Annotated in this window: 19 protein-coding genes; 8 read left to right on the top strand and 11 right to left on the bottom strand. The window is 42.2% G+C overall.

Annotated features, from left to right (window positions below; translation table 11 throughout):
• Positions 1–5: 5 nt before the first annotated feature.
• From L1271_RS20295 to L1271_RS20305, 3 genes are all read left to right on the top strand, one after another.
• The gene (locus tag L1271_RS20295; protein WP_010605248.1) at positions 6–254 is read left to right on the top strand and encodes a hypothetical protein; all 249 of its coding nucleotides are present in this window, start codon (positions 6–8) and stop codon (positions 252–254) included.
• A gap of 185 nt (positions 255–439) precedes the next feature.
• A complete protein-coding gene (locus L1271_RS20300; RefSeq protein ID WP_102057930.1) occupies positions 440–1,378 on the top strand; it encodes a hypothetical protein in 939 nt (312 codons plus the stop codon).
• Between the two features lie 2 nt (positions 1,379–1,380).
• Positions 1,381–2,970, top strand: a complete 1,590-nt coding sequence (locus L1271_RS20305; protein ID WP_235368663.1) for a hypothetical protein — start codon at positions 1,381–1,383, stop codon at positions 2,968–2,970.
• A 131-nt stretch (positions 2,971–3,101) separates the two neighbouring features.
• On the opposite strand, the gene L1271_RS20310 is transcribed toward L1271_RS20305, so the two are convergent.
• Positions 3,102–5,285, bottom strand: coding sequence for an OsmC domain/YcaO domain-containing protein (locus L1271_RS20310; RefSeq protein ID WP_235368664.1), 2,184 nt, complete (start codon positions 5,283–5,285; stop codon positions 3,102–3,104).
• 262 nt (positions 5,286–5,547) lie between these two features.
• On the opposite strand from L1271_RS20310, the gene L1271_RS20315 reads away from it, so the two are divergent.
• Positions 5,548–6,450, top strand: coding sequence for a phytanoyl-CoA dioxygenase family protein (locus L1271_RS20315; RefSeq protein ID WP_235368665.1), 903 nt, complete (start codon positions 5,548–5,550; stop codon positions 6,448–6,450).
• Between the two features lie 81 nt (positions 6,451–6,531).
• Here L1271_RS20315 and L1271_RS20320 read toward each other — a convergent pair whose 3' ends face one another.
• From L1271_RS20320 to L1271_RS20355, 8 genes are all read right to left on the bottom strand, one after another.
• A complete protein-coding gene (locus L1271_RS20320) occupies positions 6,532–7,140 on the bottom strand; it encodes a GNAT family N-acetyltransferase (RefSeq protein ID WP_010605243.1) in 609 nt (202 codons plus the stop codon).
• Between the two features lie 128 nt (positions 7,141–7,268).
• Positions 7,269–7,862, bottom strand: a complete 594-nt coding sequence (locus L1271_RS20325; RefSeq protein ID WP_102057926.1) for a sulfotransferase family 2 domain-containing protein — start codon at positions 7,860–7,862, stop codon at positions 7,269–7,271.
• A gap of 70 nt (positions 7,863–7,932) precedes the next feature.
• Positions 7,933–8,595 (bottom strand): hypothetical protein, encoded by a 663-nt coding sequence (locus tag L1271_RS20330; RefSeq protein WP_102057925.1) that lies wholly within the window; start codon positions 8,593–8,595, stop codon positions 7,933–7,935.
• 398 nt (positions 8,596–8,993) lie between these two features.
• On the bottom strand, positions 8,994–12,110 hold the full coding sequence (locus L1271_RS20335; RefSeq protein WP_235368667.1) for an efflux RND transporter permease subunit: 3,117 nt from the start codon (positions 12,108–12,110) through the stop codon (positions 8,994–8,996).
• Between the two features lie 12 nt (positions 12,111–12,122).
• The gene (locus L1271_RS20340) at positions 12,123–13,850 is read right to left on the bottom strand and encodes an efflux RND transporter periplasmic adaptor subunit (RefSeq protein WP_235368668.1); all 1,728 of its coding nucleotides are present in this window, start codon (positions 13,848–13,850) and stop codon (positions 12,123–12,125) included.
• Entirely contained in the window at positions 13,843–15,165 is a 1,323-nt protein-coding gene (locus L1271_RS20345; protein WP_010605238.1) for a TolC family protein, read from the bottom strand. Before L1271_RS20345 ends, L1271_RS20340 begins: the two co-directional genes overlap by 8 nt.
• A complete protein-coding gene (locus L1271_RS20350) occupies positions 15,165–15,638 on the bottom strand; it encodes a DUF411 domain-containing protein (protein WP_235368669.1) in 474 nt (157 codons plus the stop codon). Before L1271_RS20350 ends, L1271_RS20345 begins: the two co-directional genes overlap by 1 nt.
• 124 nt (positions 15,639–15,762) lie before the next feature.
• A complete protein-coding gene (locus L1271_RS20355; protein ID WP_235368670.1) occupies positions 15,763–16,146 on the bottom strand; it encodes a hypothetical protein in 384 nt (127 codons plus the stop codon).
• A gap of 151 nt (positions 16,147–16,297) precedes the next feature.
• Between L1271_RS20355 and L1271_RS20360 the strand changes: the two genes are divergently transcribed.
• Entirely contained in the window at positions 16,298–16,906 is a 609-nt protein-coding gene (locus tag L1271_RS20360) for an outer membrane beta-barrel protein (protein ID WP_102057919.1), read from the top strand.
• Between the two features lie 33 nt (positions 16,907–16,939).
• Here L1271_RS20360 and L1271_RS20365 read toward each other — a convergent pair whose 3' ends face one another.
• Positions 16,940–17,857 (bottom strand): LysR family transcriptional regulator, encoded by a 918-nt coding sequence (locus L1271_RS20365; RefSeq protein WP_102057918.1) that lies wholly within the window; start codon positions 17,855–17,857, stop codon positions 16,940–16,942.
• 116 nt (positions 17,858–17,973) lie between these two features.
• On the opposite strand from L1271_RS20365, the gene L1271_RS20370 reads away from it, so the two are divergent.
• The gene (locus tag L1271_RS20370; RefSeq protein WP_010605233.1) at positions 17,974–18,603 is read left to right on the top strand and encodes a LysE family translocator; all 630 of its coding nucleotides are present in this window, start codon (positions 17,974–17,976) and stop codon (positions 18,601–18,603) included.
• 68 nt (positions 18,604–18,671) lie between these two features.
• Here L1271_RS20370 and L1271_RS20375 read toward each other — a convergent pair whose 3' ends face one another.
• On the bottom strand, positions 18,672–19,706 hold the full coding sequence (locus tag L1271_RS20375; protein ID WP_235368671.1) for an MBL fold metallo-hydrolase: 1,035 nt from the start codon (positions 19,704–19,706) through the stop codon (positions 18,672–18,674).
• Positions 19,707–19,903: 197 nt separating this feature from the next.
• On the opposite strand from L1271_RS20375, the gene L1271_RS20380 reads away from it, so the two are divergent.
• Together L1271_RS20380 and L1271_RS20385 are read left to right on the top strand one after the other, a co-directional pair.
• Positions 19,904–20,515 carry a TetR/AcrR family transcriptional regulator gene (locus L1271_RS20380; RefSeq protein WP_102058609.1) on the top strand — a complete coding sequence of 204 codons (612 nt, stop codon included), beginning with the start codon at positions 19,904–19,906 and terminating at the stop codon, positions 20,513–20,515.
• Positions 20,516–20,635: 120 nt separating this feature from the next.
• On the top strand, positions 20,636–21,355 hold the full coding sequence (locus L1271_RS20385; protein ID WP_235368672.1) for a DUF4336 domain-containing protein: 720 nt from the start codon (positions 20,636–20,638) through the stop codon (positions 21,353–21,355).
• The last annotated feature ends 109 nt before the right edge of the window (positions 21,356–21,464 follow it).

Genomic DNA, 21,464 nt, shown 5'->3' on the forward strand with positions numbered 1-21,464 from the left:
GAAAAATGAGTGATAATACAAAACTACCAACCGGTTTAATCTCTTACATCTATAATGTAACTAACGATGAAGCTTTGAAACAACGAGCGACCGATAACTTGGCTGAAGTGATGGCTGAGTTTGATTTAACAGCAGATCAAAAACGCATTATTACTGAAATTTCTTTAGAGACTGGATTGACAGATGATCTGTGGGATCAACTATCTGCAGAACTAAGACCTGAAGTTCAACACACTATCAAAACAATTTGGTAATACATAGGAGCAGCGGGTGATTTTTAGCTTAATCAAGCGTGTATTTTTTTGTAGTGAAACTCTGTCAACGGTACAGGAACGATTTAGTTGTTTTACTTTGTAAAATTCTAATGTTATTAACATCAGAAACAGAACAAAAAATAGACCAAAAATTAAGTTAAATTGGTATTTCACCCGCATTCATCATGAAATATAGTAAAAGTGAGCTTTATAGCATTGCACTTGATAGTGAGGTTCAACATCTCAATCGCACAATAACGGAAAAGCTTCAGCCAATTGTAAATGGCATTCCTGAAAATATACATGCAATATGTTTTGAAAAGAGAATTGAACAGTTTGAAGAAGCAGTTGATTTCCTAGTATGCTATTACTGCTCTCCTCATAATTTAGATAGCGTTTTATCTTATATAAACCAAAAACTTCCAAATGAATACGCCCACAGAATAAACAAGTTTATAAAGAGGAGGAAGCTTTCTTCTACTTACAAACCTGTAAACTTAATATGGTTTAGCTTTGACTGGGAAGATGGTCGTTATAGCACAGTCCCAACATTTTGTATAAGTACACAACATTGTCAGTTTGCTGACTTTAGCCTATTAAGCGCATTTATAATTAACGCATCTGAGTTTTTAGCTCCTGAATTTTTAAATAAAACAAAAGAGTTACTTCCTAGTTTAGAGAATACTAGGATAAACCACTTCAGCTTTACATTTGGACGAAAGGAATTTAGAGCTAAATTCGTTTTTAAATTAGAAACATTGAAACTTCCCGGTTTACTCAAAGATCTAGACTGGAAAGGAAACTTATATCTACTGGAACAGTTATTAAATGCTATTGTTCATGTATCAGATGAAATACAAGTTGGGCTTTCCTATTCAACGGAGTTGTCAGAAAAAATTGAAATTGAACTGCCTTGGATCACAAACCTTGACGAAAATTACCTACATGACAGCTTTTTGAGCGCACTAAGAAAAATAACAGACAAAAAATTAAGCACTAACTTAACTCCTTGGCTCAACCTGAAAGTACAAACTGGTTACTATATAAAAATAACCCTCACATCAACATCTGAATTTAATATCAAATCATATTTATATTCTTCACCTTATAAGAAAAGGAAATAACCATGAAAAGTGTAATAGCGAAGCTCTCTTTACTATTAGTAAGTACTGGTACTTTTGCTACTGAATACAGCATTTTTCCTGATTGGCTAGTCAAAGACGAATGCACATTAACTGAGCCCTTTCCTTTTCCTAGCGACTTGACTCAGCTAAAACCTTACCCTCTTGACGCATACAATAAGTTAGTGAAGTCATGTGAAAAGTTAAAACCCGTAAAATCCTCTGAATCGAAGAAGCTTGACTATTTGGATCATCGTTACGCACTATTTTCATGGTTGAGCTTTATTGCACTAAACAGGCAATTGGACGAAAACTATAAGCTCACACAAAATAATCTAAAAGTGTGTACTGCCGACTCAGGCGCCAACTGCCCGCTTCCACTTTGGATAAACTGGCGTGAAACCGAGACCATTTTCACAGTAGATGCAACGCCTCCGGTAAACTGGGATATATCCAAAAACTTTGCCATGATGCAGCCTTTATCTGCTGTGGAACAAGTTGCGCCTAAAAATGAACCGAAAAAACATGCTATTTTAACCGATCAAAAAAACAATCCTGTTTATTATCAAAAGTTCGTCAGTCCATATGTTTTCAATTTTATTACTAAAAACAAACTATATAGCATAGATGGCCAAATTGAATTCGCGAATAACCCGACTTATAGTTGGGCGTGCAAAAGTCAGCAGGCAAGTAATATGTGTATCAACATGAATACTATTGGCTTTTTAGCTTGTTCCGACAAATCTTCACTACCAACTTGTAACTTGCCACAAAACTTGACAAGTTTTGACCCTAAGCCGCCAGGCCTTGCTATAGAGATAAAGGTAGCTTGGAAATTGCTAGATGAGTCAGATGACCCTAGTAAATATATTCGAGCCAAACTACCCGTAAAGCGCTACAACCAGATACAAAATGGCGAAGCTGGTTCATTTAAAATCGAAGAAAAAGAAGTTGGCGTTGTTGGATTTCATATAATGCAGAAAACTGGCACGTCTAGTAACTGGATTTACGCAACCTTTTCACATCAGAATAATGTTTGGGGCAACTCACCAACATTTTTCAACAAGCAATGCCCAACATGCGCAATCAATCATCCAGTAGGAGGCACTAAGCCTACTCAGGTGGTGCGATTAGAGCAAATATCACCTGTTGTTGAGCAAGTGAACCAGCATATTTCTAAGTTGTTTAAACAAGAAAACGCTGTCCTTCAATATTACAAACTGATTGGTACCCAATACTCAACTAATAACCGAAGTAAGCCAATGACTGATATTAACGGCCAAGCAAGTGATACGATTGAAACCAAACTCATTAATTATTCGGGAGGAATGCCTCACCCGGTTTATTTGACCAATGAAGTGATTGAGACATTTTTACAACTAGGAAACCAACCTCAAGGTAAAGAAGAAGCGCTTTATTATAAAAGCTCCTCTTGTATGAATTGTCATGCGGCAGGCGGGATCGCAACTGAATGCGATAAGAGTACTGGCAAACCAATATTTACACCACGTACAGCAGATTTCTCTTTTATATATCACGATGCAAAGACACAGTTTAAAAACCAAAACTGTATCAAAGAGGAAAAATCAAATTAAGGTTTTTAACCTGAGGTTCGGGGCTTAGCTACTACAGTTAATGTGTAACCACTAAATACACACCAGTCTATCAAACAGTAAAAGCAAGATAAGCAGTCATGCTATCTTGCTTTTACTTAGAAACATAAAGCTTAGCGCTGCGCTAATTTCCCTCTTGCTGCATGAAGCTTCTTATAACTTTCAATAAGACGCAGGTGCTTATCCAAACCTTCCAGCTTCATGTTAGTTGGCGTTAAGCCATAGAATTTCACATCGCCATTAATTGAACCAATAACCGCATCCATCACGTCTTTAGAGAACATGCGAGTAAAGTTATGAATGTAATCTTCAATTTCTAGCTCTTCATCCAACGCGACTTCAAGTGTGGCATGCATTGCTTGGTAGAATAAGCCACGCTCAACGGTGTTGTCGTTAAACTGCAAAAAGGTTTCAACTAGTTCAATAGCCGTTTCGATATCGCCAAGCGCTAGATAGATTAAAATCTTAAGCTCAAGAATTGTAAGCTGACCCCACACCGTATTTTCGTCAAACTCAACACCAATTAGGGTGATAATATCGATATAGTTATCAAGCTGGCTGTCTTCTAAGCGCTCAACCAAGTTAGCTAATGCTTCGTCATCTAGAGAATGGATGTTGAGAATATCTTCGCGATATTGCAGTGCTTTATTGGTGTTGTCCCAAATAAGATCTTCGGCAGGGTACACCTCAGAAAAGCCCGGAACCAAAATACGACAAGCGATCCCTAAGTCTGTGAACTCCGCAATATAGGCTTCTTTACCTAACCCTTCCAAGATGCCAAATAACTTATCGCATTCTTCTTCATTCGTGCCTGTAAAATCCCACTCAACAAAGTCGTAGTCATGCTTCGTACTAAAGAAGCGCCATGAGATCACCCCCGTAGAATCGATAAAGTGTTCAACAAAATTCTCCGGCTCAGATACCGCCATGCTGTTAAACGTAGGTTTTGGTACATCGTTTAAGCCTTCAAAACTACGGCCTTGTAACAACTCAGTTAAACTGCGCTCAAGTGCAACTTCCAAGCTTGGATGCGCACCAAAAGAGGCAAATACGCCGCCTGTTTTAGGGTTCATCAGGGTCACACACATCACAGGAAATTGACCGCCCAGAGACGCATCTTTCACCACCACAGGAAAGCCCTGTTCTTCAAGCCCTTTTATCCCTTCAACAATACTTGGATATTTAGCAAGTACAGACTCTGGCACGTCAGGCAACACAATTTCCTGTTCGATGATTTGCTTTTTCACCGCGCGTTCAAAGATCTCAGATAAACACTGCACTTTCGCTTCAAACAGGTTATTACCAGCACTCATACCGTTACTTAGGAATAAGTTTTCTATTAGATTTGACGGAAAATACACGGTTTCACCATCTGAATGGCGAGTGTACGGAATAGAACAAATACCGCGCGCTACATTACCTGAATTTGTGTCGATTAGATGCGAACCGCGTAGTTCACCTTCTGGGTCGTAAATTTCACGAGTGTAGTCGTCTAAAATTTCAGTAGGAAGCGCATCATCAGCTTCGGGTTTAAACCACTTTTCGTTCGGGTAGTGAACAAATTCAGCATTTGCGATTTCTTCACCAAAAAACTGATCATTATAAAAGAAGTTGCAATTTAAACGCTCAATAAACTCACCAAGTGCTGAGCATAGCGCGCTTTCTTTGGTTGCCCCTTTACCATTGGTGAAACACATTGGTGAAGCAGCATCACGAATATGCAAAGACCAGACGTGTGGCACGATATTACGCCATGATGCAACCTCAATCTTCATGCCTAAATCCGACAGGATCTTGGTCATATTTGCGATAGTCTGTTCCAGCGGAAGATCTTTACCTAGGATAAAAGTGCTGTCGCTTTCGCTGGTATCAACCATCAGCATAGCCTGCGAGTCATCTTCAAGGCTTTCAACCGCTTCCACTTGGAATTCAGGTCCTGTTTGGATCACTTTTTTAACAGTACAGCGATCAATTGAGCGCAGGATACCTTGGCGGTCTTTTTCAGAAATGCTTTCCGGAAGCTCCACCTGAATTTTAAAAATTTGGTTATAACGATTTTCAGGATCAACGATGTTGTTTTGCGCCACACGAATTCCATCCGTTGGAATGTCACGCGCATTACAATACACCTTCACAAAGTAAGCTGCACAAAGCGCTGAAGAAGCTAAAAAGTAGTCAAATGGACTTGGTGCTGAGCCATCGCCTTTATAGCGAATTGGCTGATCTGCAATGACAGAAAAGTCGTCAAATTTGGCATCAATTCTGAGATTGTCGAGGTAATTTACTTTGATTTCCATTGGAAGGTTCCGGTGTGTTGCAATCGAAAACGCCAATTGTACTTGAGGATGCAAAGTGGTGCCAATGGAAGTTTCTGTTTATTCGAGTTGAGTTAATATAAACAAAATCCACAATGTAACCCACCGTAATTGCGCTAACTGGCATTTTACGACACTATAGTCAGTGCTGTAGCTGAGACAGACTCTATTGGCAGGCGAGTGAATATACTCGACAAACAACACTTAAGTCTCACAAGCAACAAAATAACTAGGAAGTACACGCATGACGATTGTGAGCAAAAGCAAACTCGATTTTTACAAAAACAACGGCTTCGTTTTATTTGAACAAACTTTACCCGACACACTGCTGGAACAACTGAAGCGACTATCTAATGCGCTCGAGAGTAAAGCAAAACAAGCACAGCAAGATGGAAAAGTCGCGACTCAATACCATTTATCAAATGAATCAGGTGAGCCAAAACTCTTTCGTTATAATGATTTGCTTTTTGAAGCGCCCGAGTTAATTATCGAACTACTCGCAACACCAGCAATGTTAGCGATCAGTGAACACCTTTGTGGTGTAGGCAGTGTTCCATTGCAATGTGACTTAGTCTGCAAATATCCACATCCCCACCCTCACATAGCTTGGCATCAAGATGCTCCTCATTCTCGTCATTTTGCATATTTAAATGTCGGTATCTATCTTGATGATGCGAATATAGATGACGGGTGCTTACGCTATTTGCCAAATTCCCAACACCAAATTTTGGATATTTATTCTCTCTCGAACGAATATGGCTGGAACATTCCAGGGGTTGTACAGCAACCAGCTAAAGCCGGAGATATCTTAGTTCAAGACATGATGGTTTTACATGGCTCTGAGCCGAAACGCAGTGAAGGTCCGAGAAGGACAATATATGTAGAGCTTCGACCACTTGCAGGTGTCAATGAGAATCAAAGTAGTGAATGGGCTGAGCTTAGAAAGCAGTGGATGGCACACGTTATTCAGGCTGCAGACCCAGAAGACGTGCCTGAGAATTGGCTAGCCGTTTATGGTGAACCCAATTATGATTTGAATACGCTAGTAGAGCGTATCAAACAGAAACGAGAGGCCGTGATCCCAGCTGTTTGGGCACCGAAAATTGTTGAGCACCCAGACTATCCTACACCCGCCGACCTACGTTAGTCTGCATGAAGTAATTGTCACCGCTTATCGATGACAATTACCTCTGACCATACGGTGTTTGAAATTTCCTCTCACTTCACCTTAGCTAAAATCAAAAACACGATTTACTTCAATGCCATAGCACACTTCTTCAAACCTAAATCGTTTCATTGTTATCCCTTGGGCTTGGTCGAGGTTTACCGCCCCATGCTTTTCGTAAAAGCGTCTTGCTTGTTGGTTTTGTTCATAGATCCAGGTGTAAGCGCTTTGACAACCCAGCTCGTAAAGCTTTAACAAGCGTGCTTTCAACAGCGCCCTACCGAGCCCGCGGTTTTGGTGACTTGGTAAAATGTAACCACGATAAAGCTCGCCAGCATTCGTTCTCGATACTTTTTGGCTAACCGGGTTATACATTCGGCGATAAATCCCAGCTGCGCCGCAGCCTAATATTTTCCTGCCATCAGTCACAAGCAATGCTGTTTGGGTTGTCGAATTTTTGATAATCTCAGACCAAATAGTTGCAAAAAATTCGACGTTTCCCCTTTTTAGCACGTGCTCTGGTAAAAACCCGCTAAAGGCCGCTTGCCAACTCACCTTGGTGACTAAAGCCATTTCCTCTATATCTGCGGTGCTAGCAGTCTTTATGGTGATTTTTTCTGGCAGGTTAAATACGTCAACAAATGCCTTTTCATCTAACTCAGTGATATCCATATAAACACTCAGAAGCTCTTTTAAGTAACAATTAACACATTATTGTTACAACTTGTGATTTATACAAATATTTATTCCAATTTCCTTCTTGCTTGGATATTTACCGTTTTTCACAAGGCCGACCACTATCAAAATTTATACCCAAATTGATAAATATCATCTAGGAAAAGCTCCTCAGCCAATTTTAACGCTAAATCAGAGTAGTAATGACGGTAGTGCCTACTTGATGCTTGATTATAATAAGGTAAATAATAATCTTTGCTCCCCAACTTCCTTAAAATTCGCTTACTGTCTTTTTGATAGTTTTCAAAGCGGCAAATTTCATTAACGAGTGAATTTCCCAAATGGTCAGATAACTGGGACCATTGACTCCACGCTATTCCGCCGTGCTGCTCTGCAACCATCTCTTGTACAAATAGTTCAAACCTCTCTTTCTCTGCATAATGATGCTTCTCAGATACCGCTTCTGAGTGTAGACTTTTACCTTTCTCTAATAGTGAATACCAAGAAACGAGTCTTTCCCATGGGTTACGTACAAAAGCAAATTTAAACGTACTCTCAAACGCTTCCGGCAATGCCGCTCTAGCCTCTAGAAGCGATGCATGCTGGCTGCATATCATCCTTAGGTCTGGCGCCGTTTGCCTGAGGACACTACATAACGACGTACCGCCAGTGCGGCTAATATGGCAGAACAAAAAATTGTACTTTTTAGAATAAAACATAAGCCTCAATCATTTCAGACTACAAAATGCATTTTCTTCACTTTGTTAAAGCATCCTTGGTCAAGAATAACTACAAAGTCGAAATCAGGTCTCGCTGACTCACCTTACCAAGTTTAAGCTGTTCGTAAGAATGATAGATAGCCTTTTTGCTATCTTGCAGTCGCTGGGTAATGTCTTCACCTTCAAGTAGCGCCGCTTGCGCGGCTTCTAGCCTATCTTGCGTATCAGTAATAATTGCTGTTAATTTTGCTTTATCTGATCTAATTAGCGTACTGTCCTGCTCGACTTTTTGCTCAAGCATAGTTAACAACTCTGAGCGTACAGTTACCGTTTTATACTCTTTAAAGTCCAATCCCAGATGATTAAATAACAGTGCTTGGTTCATCTCTTCTGGTGCAATTTCTACTTCAATTGGCATCTCTACAATGTTCGTCATCATTTCACGATACATCTCGATGTTATATTCGCGGCTGCCTATTTTGTGATTCGAACTCACCAGAGCTTCATGGGCTAGCTTTTCAGCTTGCTCAAAATGCTTGGTAAGGTAGGTCGATTGGGTGTTGTTCGGGGCTTTTTCTTGAACGGCCTTTGCGGCTTCCATAAACGAAGGTGTTCCTGAATTTTTTGCCACTGAATTAGAAATGTCTTGATCGCTCACAGCATTATTGTTCTTTCGACTATAAAGATCGTTCGAACCATACATTTGTGAATAAGGTGAATTTTGAATGTACATACTCGCTCCTTGGTGCATTGGCTGTTCTAGTACAGCAATAAGTGCGCCAAGGAAGCGTTATTAACCTGATCTCGGGTTAGTTAGAGTCCTAGGAGTCTTTTATCCAATTTTTCGATGTAATCGGGTTTTACCAAACCAAAGTTTGCCGTTCAAGCGCTTAATATTACTGCGCTTGAGGCAAACTTTTTCCGCTATCGATTAACTAACCTGAGCTTCGGATAATTAATGCCTTTCTAGCAGCCAATTTTAGCGCTAACTGCGTTGAATTCACTTCCAATAGCCAGCTATTGGTGCGTAAATTCGTCTAGTTATCCCTAAAACTCTCTGGCTAGATAAGGGAATAATTTAATGTGTGTTTAAAAACAATTAGTTAGTTCATTCCTTATCCAAACCTCAGGTTAATCATTAACTTTCTCACGCCAACGGATCATCAACATATACACTACAGGTAACACCACTAAGGTAAGTAATAGTGCGCTTGCCATGCCGCCTACCATAGGCGCGGCGATGCGGCTCATTACCTCAGAACCTGTGCCCGAACCGTAAAGGATTGGCAATAACCCGATAATAATTGTTGCCACCGTCATCATGACTGGACGAATGCGTTTGCCCGCACCTTCTAAAATGGCATTATTAATGGCTTCAAGGGTTATGATCGGTTGTTTCTCCTTAAGCTCGCTGATGGCTTGGTTGAGATACACGAGCATGATAACGCCTATTTCAACGGCAACACCAGCAAGCGCTATAAAACCAACGCCAACTGCGACCGAAAAGTTAAACCCCTCAAGGTATAGTAACCACAGTCCACCAATCATCGCCATAGGTAACGTCGCCATGATAATTGCCACTTCGCTAAAGCTTCTAAAGTTCAAATAGAGTAAAACGATAATGATCCCAAGCGTGAGCGGTACCACATAAGTCAATTTAGCTTTAGCACGCTCCATATATTCGTATTGACCAGCCCAACTGATGGAATAACCTGCAGGTAACTCCACCTGCTCGCTCAGTACTTGTTTAGCGGCTGCCACATAGCTGCCAACATCGACACCATCTAAATCAATAAACGTCCAACCATTAATGCGAGCGTTCTCGCTTTTAATGCCCGGTGGCCCGTTTTCAATATAGATAGTTGCCACATCACCTAGGGCAATATTTAATCCCTCGGCGGTGACTATAGGAAGCTTCCGCAGTGCTTCTGGAGAATCGCGTAAGTCTTGCGGGTAGCGCAAACTAACCGGATAGCGCTCTTGTCCTTCAATGGTTTGCGTGACGTCCATTCCACCAATTGCAGTTGCGACCACTTGCTGTACATCAGCAATATTGAGCCCAAATCGCGCGGCTTTATCACGTTGAATATCGACCTTAATATAACGACCCCCAGCTACCCGCTCTGAATAGACCGAAGCGGTGCCCTCTACCTGACTCAAAATACGTTCAAGATCTTGACCAATCTTTTGGATAGTATCTAAATCTGGACCCGCGACTTTAATCCCGACAGGCGTTTTAATCCCCGTCGCGAGCATATCAATACGCGTTTTGATGGGCATCACCCAAGCATTGGTCAAGCCCGGAAACTGCACTAGCTTATCGAGCTCTGCTTTGAGCTTTTCAGTGGTCATTCCCGCACGCCACTGATCTTTAGGTTTTAATTGAATAAAGGTCTCGATCATCGTCAACGGGGCAGGATCGGTTGCGGTTTCCGCGCGACCAATTTTACCAAAGACATTTTTTACCTCAGGCACCGTCTCTATCAACTTGTCGGTTTGCTGTAAAATTTCTCTGGCTTTACCAATCGAAATACTTGGATATGTAGTCGGCATGTACATTAAATCCCCTTCATCCAAAGGAGGAATAAACTCGCTGCCGATTTTATCCATTGGATAAAAACCAACGACAGTAATAGCAGCAGCAGCCAACAACGTCAGCTTAGGAAAGCGTAAAACTTGTTTCAACAAGGGCATATACGCGCCAACCAACATTCGATTGATTGGATTTTTATGCTCGGGCACAACTTTACCGCGAATAAAGTATCCCATCAGCACAGGAATAAGCGTAATGGCAAGCCCTGCCGATGCGGCCATCGCATACGTTTTAGTGTATGCCAGAGGGGCAAACATACGCCCTTCTTGCGCCTCAAGAATAAACACAGGTAAGAAGCTTACGGTAATAATCAGCAAACTAAAGAACAGCGCAGGACCAACCTCAGAAGCCGACTTTGCGACGATTTCCCAGCGATTTTCATCATTGAGTGGCGTTTTTTCCATGTGTTTATGCATGTTTTCAATCATCACGATTGCACCGTCGGTCATCGCCCCGATAGCAATGGCTATACCACCAAGGGACATGATATTTGCGTTCACCCCTTGAAAATACATCACGATAAAAGCCACCAGAATGCCAAGTGGCAAAGTGATCACCGCAACCACGGAAGAGCGAATATGAAATAAGAACACCACACACACTAAGGCCACCACCACCAGCTCTTCAAGTAACTTAGACCAAAGATTATCAATGGCTTTGGTGATAAGCTCGGAGCGATCGTAAACCGTCACCACTTCCACCCCTTCAGGTAAGCCTTGTTGTAGCTCAGCAAGTTTTTGCTTTACCCCATCTATGGTCTTTTGCGCGTTTTCTCCAAAGCGCATGACTACAACACCGCCAACAACTTCTCCTTCGCCGTTAAGCTCAGCAATGCCACGACGCATTTGCGGTCCAATATTGACAGACGCAACATCTGCTATCGTTAATGGCGTGCCTTTGACAGCTTGCCCAAGTGGGATAGCTTCAATATCTTTAACGCTTTGAATATATCCCGTACTGGTCACCATATATTCGGCTTCAGCCATCTCAATCACAGAAGCGCCCGATTCTTGGTTACCGCGTTGCAGCGCCTGCTGTACATGCGTAAGCGGAATACCGTAAGCGCGCAATTTGTTGGGATCAACCTGTACTTGATACTGTTTCACCATACCGCCAATCGGCGCTACTTCTGACACGCCAGCAACCGATTGCAACTCAAACTTTAAAAACCAATCTTGTAGGCTGCGTAGTTGGCTAATATCGTGTTTACCGGTTTTATCAACTAATGCATAAAGATATACCCAACCCACCCCAGTGGCATCTGGGCCCAACTGCGGCTTAGCCGCATCGGGTAATTGTGGTGCGACTTGACTTAGATATTCGAGCACCCGACTGCGCGCCCAGTAAAGATCCGTTTTATCGTCAAAAATAACGTAAACATAGGAATCCCCAAAGAAGGAATAACCACGTACGGTTTTTGCGCCCGGCACAGAGAGCATGGCAGTGGTCAGCGGAAATGTCACCTGATCTTGCACTACTTGTGGTGCCTGTCCTGGATAAGATGTTTTGACAATAACTTGTACATCAGATAAATCTGGAATGGCATCGACAGGCGTGTTTTTAAGGGTAAATAGCCCAGCCCCCACCAGCATCAGTGTCAGCAGTACCACAAAAAAGCGGTTGTATACTGACCATCGAATTATTGCTTGGATCATTGTAAATGCTCCTTAGTGGCCAGAGTGCATATTCATCGACATCTCACCTGCAGGTTTGATATCAGTCACCACAAATTCGTCACCCACTTCAAAGGTGAAAGTCACCTTCATTCCTGTCATAAGCTGGCTTAAATCAATGTGCTCAGCTGCAACAAAGTCCATCGTTGTTGCGGGACGGTCCCATTTTTCAATGGCATCGCGAGAAATATTAAGCACTCGGGTGTCAGGGGTGATGGTGTTTATCACGCCACCCACGGTTGCTGTTGGTAAGGTATTTTCGGTCGTACTTCCTTCGGACATAATGTGAATGCCTGTCAGTAATACGCTACCGTCATCCTGTTTCGTGGCTTCAAAATGCAAAGTCTGTCCAGCGTTTAATTCGTCAACATCGACACTTTCAGCCACGGTAAAATCCATCACCATTTCAGGCCATTCCCACTCGGGTACGGGTTGATGATCGATATTCACTACTCGACTTTGGTAGTTCACGCTTTGAATTTCTCCTTCAATCCAAACTGACTTAGTCTCAGCAACTGGCGCCATACGCATAAAATCAGAAGTAATGCTCGATTGAGAATCAATCAGGAATTGGGCTGACGTAACAATCTTGTCTCCTTCGTTAAGGCCTTTGAGGATTTCAATGTTTTCATCACCAATTTGACCCAGTTCAACGGCAACCGATTTAAAGCTACCGGGTGCAACTTCAACGACAACACGATTTTGTTTGGCAGTGCGGATCACAGCTTCACTCGGCACTTGCAATACATCGTCACGAGAATCGGCATGAATGTTCACTTGCGCAAACATATTTGGCTTTAATAGCGCATCACTGTTGTCAAACCTGAGCCTTACTCTAAGTGTCCGTGTTTTTTCATTGAGTGAGGGGTAGACGTAATCGACTTGCCCTCGCCACGTTCTGCCGGGTAAAAAGTCTAACCTCATGGAAACCGCTTGCCCCTGAGCGACCAACATAGCATCACGTTCAAATACATCAGCTTCGACCCAAATTTCGTCAAGTTTGGCGATACTCATGAGCGTTGTGCCTGGTTTTACGTAAAACCCTTCTCGGATCTGGAGTCCATCCAACACCCCAGATTGACGCGCATAAGAGGTAATGCTTTGATGCACTTCACCCGTTTTTTTAAGCGTATTGATAAAGTCATCACTCAGGTGCAATGCCTTGAGCCTTTCATGCGCTGCGTTTATCAGCGCCTGATTATTACGCTTTCTAGCAATAAGGTATTCTTCTTGCGCATTAACCAGTTGCGGCGAGTACAAGGTATACAGTGGTTCACCTTGCTTCACCGGATCTCCTGCTGCTTTCACGTAGAGCTTTTCAACCCAGCCCTCAACTCGAGGATGAATGTGAACTAAGCTATCTTCGTTGTACTGAACATACCCAACCGTACGGATTTGGTGAGACATCGCTTGACGCATGGCCACCGCAGTACGAACGCCCAAGTTGTTTTCAACGTGAGGCGCTATCTCCACAACCCCCTCACCAAATTTTGCATTCGCAGACTCTTCTTCGTACACAGGTACGAGATCCATTCCCATCGGAGACTTACCTGGCTTATCACGACGATAGTTCGGATCCATAGGTGCAACCCAATAAAGTGGCGCTTTCTCAGCGTTTTGCGCTACCGCAGACTCGTTACTTGAAGAGAGATTTATCCCAACTAGCACGCCTGCCGTTAATGTCGTGACGGCAACCAGCGTCATTTTTAAGTTGTTATTCATGGCTTGCATCCTCTTCAATTTGAGCCAAATAGTAGTTACTGCGTACCACCGCTTTTAACAATGCAATATCAATGGAAAGTGCTGATAACTGCGCATTCAGTTTCGCGATACGCGCCCTCACTACCTCGGAAAAGTCGCCATCATCATTGGTATAAGCAGTCAACGCAGCTTCGGCCTGTTCAGCGCTTTGTGCCACAATTGATTTTGCGTATAGCGATTGCCTCTCTTGCAATCGTTGGATAGTTTGAATTTCTCCATTTAAGTTTGAAAACAGCTGCTTTAGCACCAGCAACCGGTCGGTTTTACTCGCCTCAACTTGTGCAGTCGCTGCCGCTTTTTGCTGATCTTGTTTTCCATCTGTGAATAACGGAACGTCGAATGACACACCAACGCTAAAAAAGTCGGTGCGAGACATCTGATCTGGTGCATCATCCCGATACGCGTAGCTCGCATTGACTGAAAACTGTGGTTTATATGCCTGCTCAGCTAACTTTACCCCTTGATTAGCACGGAATGTATCAACGTCGGCTGCAACAACCAACGGATGATGAGTCAAATGTTGTACTACAGCTTGGCTATCAACTGGGCGTTGCTGCATCAATTTTGGCGCAATTGAGCGGATCAACGGCAGTGTCACTTCGTTTTGGTCAAGGACACTCAGCGCATTTGAATTAGTGAATGCATCATTTAACAGCCATTGCGAAAGCTTTGCCTTAGCAGTGTTAAGCTGCTGATAAGCCGCGGAACGCTTGTCATCTAATTGCATCACCTCAAGCTGAGCACGGATCACATCTTGCTGGCGTGTAGCACCAAGCGCATTGGAGTAGCTAGCATTGGCAATTTCTACCATTTGGTCAAACAACACACTATCGCGTTCAATCAATTCTAACGTCTTTTTGGCTTGTACAATATCAAGCCACACCTGAGAAACATCGCGGCGCACTTGCGCTTTTCTATCCGCTTGTAAAATCGGTTGCTTTTTAGCGTCAAGTGCCAATTGTTGGCTCTTAATTTCGAGGCTATCTCCTCGCGGCAACATCTGCATCACACCAACTTTAAGCTGGGTCATCCCCTCTTGATTGAACTCCCAACTATCAACAGGCAGGTTCATCATGCCTATGGACACCTGAGGATCAGGATAGCTTAGTGCTTCTCGGCTCATCGACTGCATCGCAGATCGCTTGTATTGGCTAGATTGAAGCCAAGGATCGTTGCTGATGGCTGCATCTATCGCTTGCTCTAACGTTGCAATATTGGCCTGTGCTATCTGTGGCAGTATCAGAGTTGCGATAAACAGGGAAACTTTGATTGTCATTAGAATTGCTCCTCATAACTGTCAATTTCAGCAAAAACCTCATAGCTCCCATCTTTTTTAAGTAGCAATACTTGATAAGGCATAAAACGCTCGCCAACTTCCATACCAGGCGATCCAAGTGGCATAGCCGGCACGCTCAAGCCGATATTTTGTATGTCTTGAGTTAACGTTTCGTTTTGCAAAAACTGTTTAATAAACTTGGCAGGAACATGCCCTTCAAAAATAAAACCATTTTTAGAAACTCCAGAGTGACAAGATTGAAAATTTTGCTTAATACCAAACTTACTCTTAAGTGAGCCAAGATAATTTAAATCGGTGGCTTTGTGCGCGATACCTTGCGCAGTTAAATGGTTTAACCACAGCTCACAACAGCCGCAGGTTGGGGATTTAAAGACTTCCAATTCTATATTGGATTTACCGTATGCCACGGCACTCATTAGCCATAGCGTCATCACTAAATAAAACTTTTTCATGCTAACCTCGCATGCAATACCAATTACGTTAGTGCAACTGGTATCAATCAATTCGTTGAAAATTACGCCAAAAAAGACGATTAATCGTACAAAACTATGAAATTAAGGCAGATCTGCCCTGAGGTTAGGCAAGTATTGGGGGTTTATAAAGAGAGCGCGGGTAGTCGCTAAGCTGACCAGTTGTGAAACTTAATTTATCGTTTTTCAGTACAATAGGCGCTATCCACTCTCTTGGCGAAAACGCTGCAAGATTTGTGGAGCACATATGTGTGGGGCAAGTACAATCGCTGCATTGTGCTGTGTTCTGAGGGTCACAACAATCCATCTCAATCATCATTTCATGATGATGAGGCTCTGCCGATTGCACGTTACTTTGAAGCATTTGATGACTTGTTTCATGACTGGTAGCGCCATGCATTTCACATGCTGCCATAGAGGCAGCCGCGTTTTGACCACTGAGTGTAGCCACCACGAGCAATGTGATAAGTAAACGTAAGAATACTCGCAAGGTACTTTTCCAAATCAAAAATCAGGTTAATAATAAAAACCTAACCAAAGAAATGCAAGTAAATCACCCAACCTCGTTATTATTTTCTTTCATCATTGATATACTAGCGCCCAAATCTAAAAAACTCCTCCAACTCAAGGAAATGAACTATATGAAATTAGTTACAGTAACAACTATTTTAGCTTTGGCAGCATCTTGCAACGTCAGTGCTACAGATTTCGGAGACTTTGGTATCTCTATATATGGTGGCAAAACTTATAGCAGTGATATCGAAACTTCTCGCCACCAAACATACGAATTAGAAGACGATTCGCATTTTGGAGTGAGCGTAGACAAATATGTGCCTGAAGGCCGTTATGGTTTCTACTACAGTAAAACCGAGACTCAGCTTACCGCATACCCTCTAAATAAAGTGGAAATGGAATACCTACTATTTCAAACTGCAGTACTACGCCCTATCAATGATGATTTAGATGTTTATCTAGGTTTACAAATTGGTGCTACCTTCATGGATCCAAACTTTATCGACTCTGACACTTTTTTTGCATCAGGGTTATACACGGGTTTTGAATACAACCTTGGTGCAGGTTTTCATCTCGGTGCTGAAGCACGATGGATTGCAACTATCCTTAACAACAACTCTAAAGTCAGTTGTGATGTCGACCCAGACACCAAAAATACTTGTAGCTGGCACTTCGACAGTGAGGTAATGAGCCAATATCAAGCGAGTGCAACATTAAGTTATCGCTTTTCACTGTAATTATTACGAGCGGGTTTTAATATACAGTAAAACTCAACAACCCCTGGTGAGTCTCTGTACAATAAAGTCAGCAAAAACACTTACTTTTGCAGGAATATGGCGAGTAGCTGGGTATAGCATCCACAGCTCGCCAGAATAATTCGTTTCAAATTGCCATTCAGGTAATACCTGTATCAACCCCCCTGACGCTAACGCATCTTTAGCTACAAACATAGGTAAGCTTGTGATCCCAAGCCCTTGCAGCGCAGCATCTAACCTTACTCTAGTGTGATTTGCCTTATAGCGCCCGTTAACTGGGGTTGTGTGTTTTTGTGTGCCTTTTCTGAATCGCCACTTAGCATCGGCATCCGTTTCCCCCAAAGCAATGCAGCTGTGTTGTATTAGTTCTTTAGGGTGAGTAGGAATTGAGTGTGTTGCAAGATATTTTGGTGATGCCGCTACTATATGTTCTATCGTCATTACGCTTCTGCCTATTAAACCCTGCGGTGGTTCGTTAGTAATTTTAAATAGAATGTCTATTTCATCTCGGATCAGGTCCAGTGCGTTGTCATCCAACACCAAATGAACATCAATGTTTGGAAATTCGCCTAGAAACGCCATTACACTTGGATGAATTAGTGTATGTGCGACCGCTTTTGGCGCTGCAATTTTAACTGTTCCTTGTGCCGTTTGATGATGGCTTTCACAAAGCGAGATGACGTCTTTGGCGGCTTGTTCCAACTGAGTACAGCGCTCATACACAGCTCGTCCTGTTTCGCTCAATCTTAAGCTGCGGGTGGTACGCTGAAGTAAACACACCCCCAATTGCTGCTCAAGTTGTTTTATGGCACGACTCACTGATGACGGCGAGACACCTAATTGCCGAGCGCTTTCAGAAAAACTTCCAGTGTTGACAACAGAGACAAAAATCGACATTTCTTGCAGTAGCTCAATATGTTTACTGGTCGCCATAGCTCTCCCATTTGTGCGCTCTACGCAAAAGTTATTTCTATTTTTAGATTATTATCTTCTCAGGAGAATGAAAATACAATGTTCTCAATTATTCAATATTATATTGGGAGCTTATTATGGTGCAGTATTGGCCAGAGTTTTTGTCATTAGCCATCATTCATTTTGTTGCAGTGATCTTGCCGGGCCCCGACTTTGTTATTACAGTCAGACAGAGCTTAAAATACGGCAGACTACATGGCGCAATGACAGCCTTGGGGATTGGCGCTGGACTTAGTGTTCATATCTTATATACCTTACTTGGTGTCGGCGCACTGATGCAGGCCTCACCTTGGGTTTTACAAGTAGCTAAATTAATCGGCGCTACGTATCTTATCTACATCGCTATTCATCTGCTCAAAAGTGCAGGAACGATTCAACTGGATACAGAAAATGCCCAAGCTGATGTAAGCTCACAGTCGCTCAAAAAAGCCTTTAGTCTTGGTTTTTTAACTAATGCAACCAACCCAAAAGCAACCCTGTTTTTCTTAGCCGTGGTAACCAATGTCGTCAGCCAAGGAACTCCGTTACATATTCAACTTTTTTACGGCGCTTGGATGTGCAGTGTTAACGCTTTATGGTTTATCTGTGTCAGCTTATTATTCTCAGCTCCATCTTCTCGCGCTTGGTTCTTGAACAAGATGAACTTGGTTGAAAAGGCACTTGCTGTGTTGCTTATGGCCTTCTCATTAAGGCTGTTGATTGCTTAACACAAGAGTGCTGAATAAGGGTTTCAGCCTCATGCGTTAGCCCTTATTCAATTACTAAAATACGGATATTAGGGCATCAACGCTTCCCACCAGCTGCTACTTGATAGCGTTTCTGAAAGCGTCAATACTTCACCCACAACAGGTGTTACCAGTGCAACTTGATTTTGCTCAGCTGCGATTTTCACTCTTGCGAGCGGATCAAACCAAGAGTGAAAGGCCAAGTCAAAGGTACCATTATGAATGGGGATCATATGCGTTCCTCGCAAATCTATATGAGCCTGTACGCTTTGCTCTGGCGTCATGTGAATATCAGACCAATCTTTATCATAGGCACCAGTCTCTACTAAGGTTAGATCAAACGGGCCAAGTCTTTCACCTATTTCCTTAAATCCAGCAAAATAACCAGAGTCTCCACTAAAAAAGATATTTTTGTCTGCTGTGCGAATAGCCCACGCTCCCCAAAGGGTTTTATTTGCATCTCCAAGTCCACGTCCAGAAAAATGTTGAGTAGGTGTAAAGGTGAGTGTTAACTCAGCGGTTTCTTCAAACTGCCACCAGTCAAACTGCTTTATTTTTTCAGCGGGAACTCCCCACTTTTGCAAATCCCCCTCTACACCCAAAGGTACATAAAATGCCCCCACTCTGTCTGCTAATCGCTTTACGCTTTCCTTGTCTAGGTGGTCGTAATGGTTATGTGAAATCAGCACCTTATCAATTTGAGGCAATGATTCAATTGTAATCGGTGGTTGATGAAAACGCTTTGGACCAATAAACGAAAATGGCGATGCTCGTTCAGCAAAAACGGGATCAATCAGAAGATACTGCCCTTGCGCTTTAATGAGTACTGATGAGTGTCCCAGTTTAATAACGTGAGTTTGCGTATCTGAAAGTGCCTTTAAATTCGCCTCTGTGAGCTCTTTTATTGGCATATCAACCTTCGGCACCGTATTGACTTTTTGTTCGGTAAAAAAGCGCCAAAAAATTTCCAGCGTCTTACCTAGGCTCGTTTTATTCGTTTCATGAGTATTATGAAATTTACCATCACTATATTGGGTTGATGAATACCCACCTTGATTTACCGCAGCATTTAAATTAGAAGCCATAATTCCTCCTACTCCTATCAGCAAGACCACAATCAATCCAAACCATGTTCGCTTTTTCATATAACCACCAAAAGTAAACTACACAGTGTAGTTTACACATGAAAAATAGAAAGTAAACTAAGCAGTGTAATTTATTTTAGTTTTGCTAAAATACGGAGTATCCACTTGTAGATATTCCCTTGCCTGTAATAGAGAAAATGAAACAATCAGAAAGAAAGCGACTGCAAATTCTAGAAGCTGCGCAGCAATTATTTGCTCAGCACGGTGCTCAAAATACCAGTATGGATCTCATCGCAAAGCACGCTGAAGTGTCTAAACGAACGATCTATAATCACTTTGAGACCAAAGAGCTACTACTCTATAACGTACTTGAACACATGATGCTTCAAGTTGACCAAGGTGATATTTATCAATATCGACCCGATGTCTCGATTGCAAAACAACTTCAAGAAATCGCTTTACGAGAAGTCAATCTGCTCACCTCTGAATCATTTATCAAAGTGGCTCGCGTGGCATTTATCGAGTTGTTGCAAAATCCTACATTGGCTGCGCATTTCAATAACAGTAAAGTAGGTTGTATGCGTTATTTAGAAACGTTTTTAGCAGATGCAGTTGCGAATAATGCACTGTATATCGAACATCAGGCATTCGCAGCACAACAGTTCTTATATCAACTCAAGTCTTTTATCTTTTACCCACGGCTTTATGGATTTGATCTCACAAATATGGAGGAAATGGACTTTATTGTAGAGCAAAGCGTTGCGCTTTTTATGGCGAGATATGGGACTGAACAACGCGCCCAAGATTAATGATAAGGTATGCTAATACGAGGATTTAAATAAATTTCATACCAACTTGCATAAGGCTATATTTCAAACAAAAAGCTTCCCTGATATAGTTATCCACGCTAGCAAGAGTAAGGAAATCAGATGAGCGAATTAATTGCAATTGGTAAAAACATTTGGATCCACAACGGCCCCGCGGTACCATTCTTTGGCATGCCGTACACTACCCGAAGCACTATAGTAAAGCTTTCCTCTGGCGCATTATGGGTGCACTCTCCTGGAAAATTAACGGCAGGATTACTCCGTGAATTGACGCAACTTGGGCAAGTCAAATATCTAATTTCTCCAAATAAACTACACCACCTATTTATGGGAGATTGGCAGGAAAAGTTCCCATATGCAATTATGTTTGCTTCTCCAGGTGTCGACAAAAAACGTCCTGATCTTACTTTTCAGCGCCAACTGGGCAACATTGCAGAACCCGAGTGGCAAGAAGATATTGATCAACTCATTTTTAAAGGCAGCGCGGTGATGGAAGAAGTCGTATTCTTCCACAAAGAGAGCAGTACATTAATTTTGACAGATCTTATCGAGAACTTTCACCCTAATCACTTCTCCGGTTTTAAAAAAGTATTAGCGAAAATCACCGGGATTATTAGCCCTAACGGTAAAACCCCCATAGACTGGCGAACTTCGTTTATGTTTGGGAAGCAGCAAGCCCGAGCCTGTTTTTCAAAAATGGCCGCATGGCAACCCCAATATATTGTTATTGCCCATGGTGAATGCATTACAACAGGCGCTGGGGCATTTTTACATCGCTCATTTTCTTGGCTGGGTATCAATAATACCAATTGTATTAAGTAAATGAGCTATTTTGAAGCGGGGAAATAGCTTTAGTAGCAAGGCAAAAATTTTGCTATTTAGTTGTTCTAAATGAGAAATTTTTAACGAAGCTAATATGATATTTCACTCT

Origin of the sequence: Pseudoalteromonas sp. OF5H-5, from assembly GCF_021530695.1 — a bacterium.
Lineage (GTDB): Bacteria > Pseudomonadota > Gammaproteobacteria > Enterobacterales > Alteromonadaceae > Pseudoalteromonas.

Bases quoted from the DNA above. Each gene is read 5' to 3' on its own strand.
- L1271_RS20345 (WP_010605238.1), bottom strand. From the start codon at position 15,165: ATGACAATCAAAGTTTCCCTGTTTATCGCAACTCTGATACTGCCACAG.
- L1271_RS20320 (WP_010605243.1), bottom strand. From the start codon at position 7,140: ATGGATATCACTGAGTTAGATGAAAAGGCATTTGTTGACGTATTTAAC.
- L1271_RS20350 (WP_235368669.1), bottom strand. From the start codon at position 15,638: ATGAAAAAGTTTTATTTAGTGATGACGCTATGGCTAATGAGTGCCGTG.
- L1271_RS20305 (WP_235368663.1), top strand. From the start codon at position 1,381: ATGAAAAGTGTAATAGCGAAGCTCTCTTTACTATTAGTAAGTACTGGT.
- L1271_RS20380 (WP_102058609.1), top strand. From the start codon at position 19,904: ATGAAACAATCAGAAAGAAAGCGACTGCAAATTCTAGAAGCTGCGCAG.
- L1271_RS20315 (WP_235368665.1), top strand. From the start codon at position 5,548: ATGACGATTGTGAGCAAAAGCAAACTCGATTTTTACAAAAACAACGGC.
- L1271_RS20300 (WP_102057930.1), top strand. From the start codon at position 440: ATGAAATATAGTAAAAGTGAGCTTTATAGCATTGCACTTGATAGTGAG.
- L1271_RS20365 (WP_102057918.1), bottom strand. From the start codon at position 17,857: ATGGCGACCAGTAAACATATTGAGCTACTGCAAGAAATGTCGATTTTT.
- L1271_RS20360 (WP_102057919.1), top strand. From the start codon at position 16,298: ATGAAATTAGTTACAGTAACAACTATTTTAGCTTTGGCAGCATCTTGC.
- L1271_RS20310 (WP_235368664.1), bottom strand. From the start codon at position 5,285: ATGGAAATCAAAGTAAATTACCTCGACAATCTCAGAATTGATGCCAAA.
- L1271_RS20375 (WP_235368671.1), bottom strand. From the start codon at position 19,706: ATGGCTTCTAATTTAAATGCTGCGGTAAATCAAGGTGGGTATTCATCA.
- L1271_RS20335 (WP_235368667.1), bottom strand. From the start codon at position 12,110: ATGATCCAAGCAATAATTCGATGGTCAGTATACAACCGCTTTTTTGTG.
- L1271_RS20340 (WP_235368668.1), bottom strand. From the start codon at position 13,850: ATGAATAACAACTTAAAAATGACGCTGGTTGCCGTCACGACATTAACG.
- L1271_RS20295 (WP_010605248.1), top strand. From the start codon at position 6: ATGAGTGATAATACAAAACTACCAACCGGTTTAATCTCTTACATCTAT.
- L1271_RS20325 (WP_102057926.1), bottom strand. From the start codon at position 7,862: ATGTTTTATTCTAAAAAGTACAATTTTTTGTTCTGCCATATTAGCCGC.
- L1271_RS20330 (WP_102057925.1), bottom strand. From the start codon at position 8,595: ATGTACATTCAAAATTCACCTTATTCACAAATGTATGGTTCGAACGAT.
- L1271_RS20385 (WP_235368672.1), top strand. From the start codon at position 20,636: ATGAGCGAATTAATTGCAATTGGTAAAAACATTTGGATCCACAACGGC.
- L1271_RS20370 (WP_010605233.1), top strand. From the start codon at position 17,974: ATGGTGCAGTATTGGCCAGAGTTTTTGTCATTAGCCATCATTCATTTT.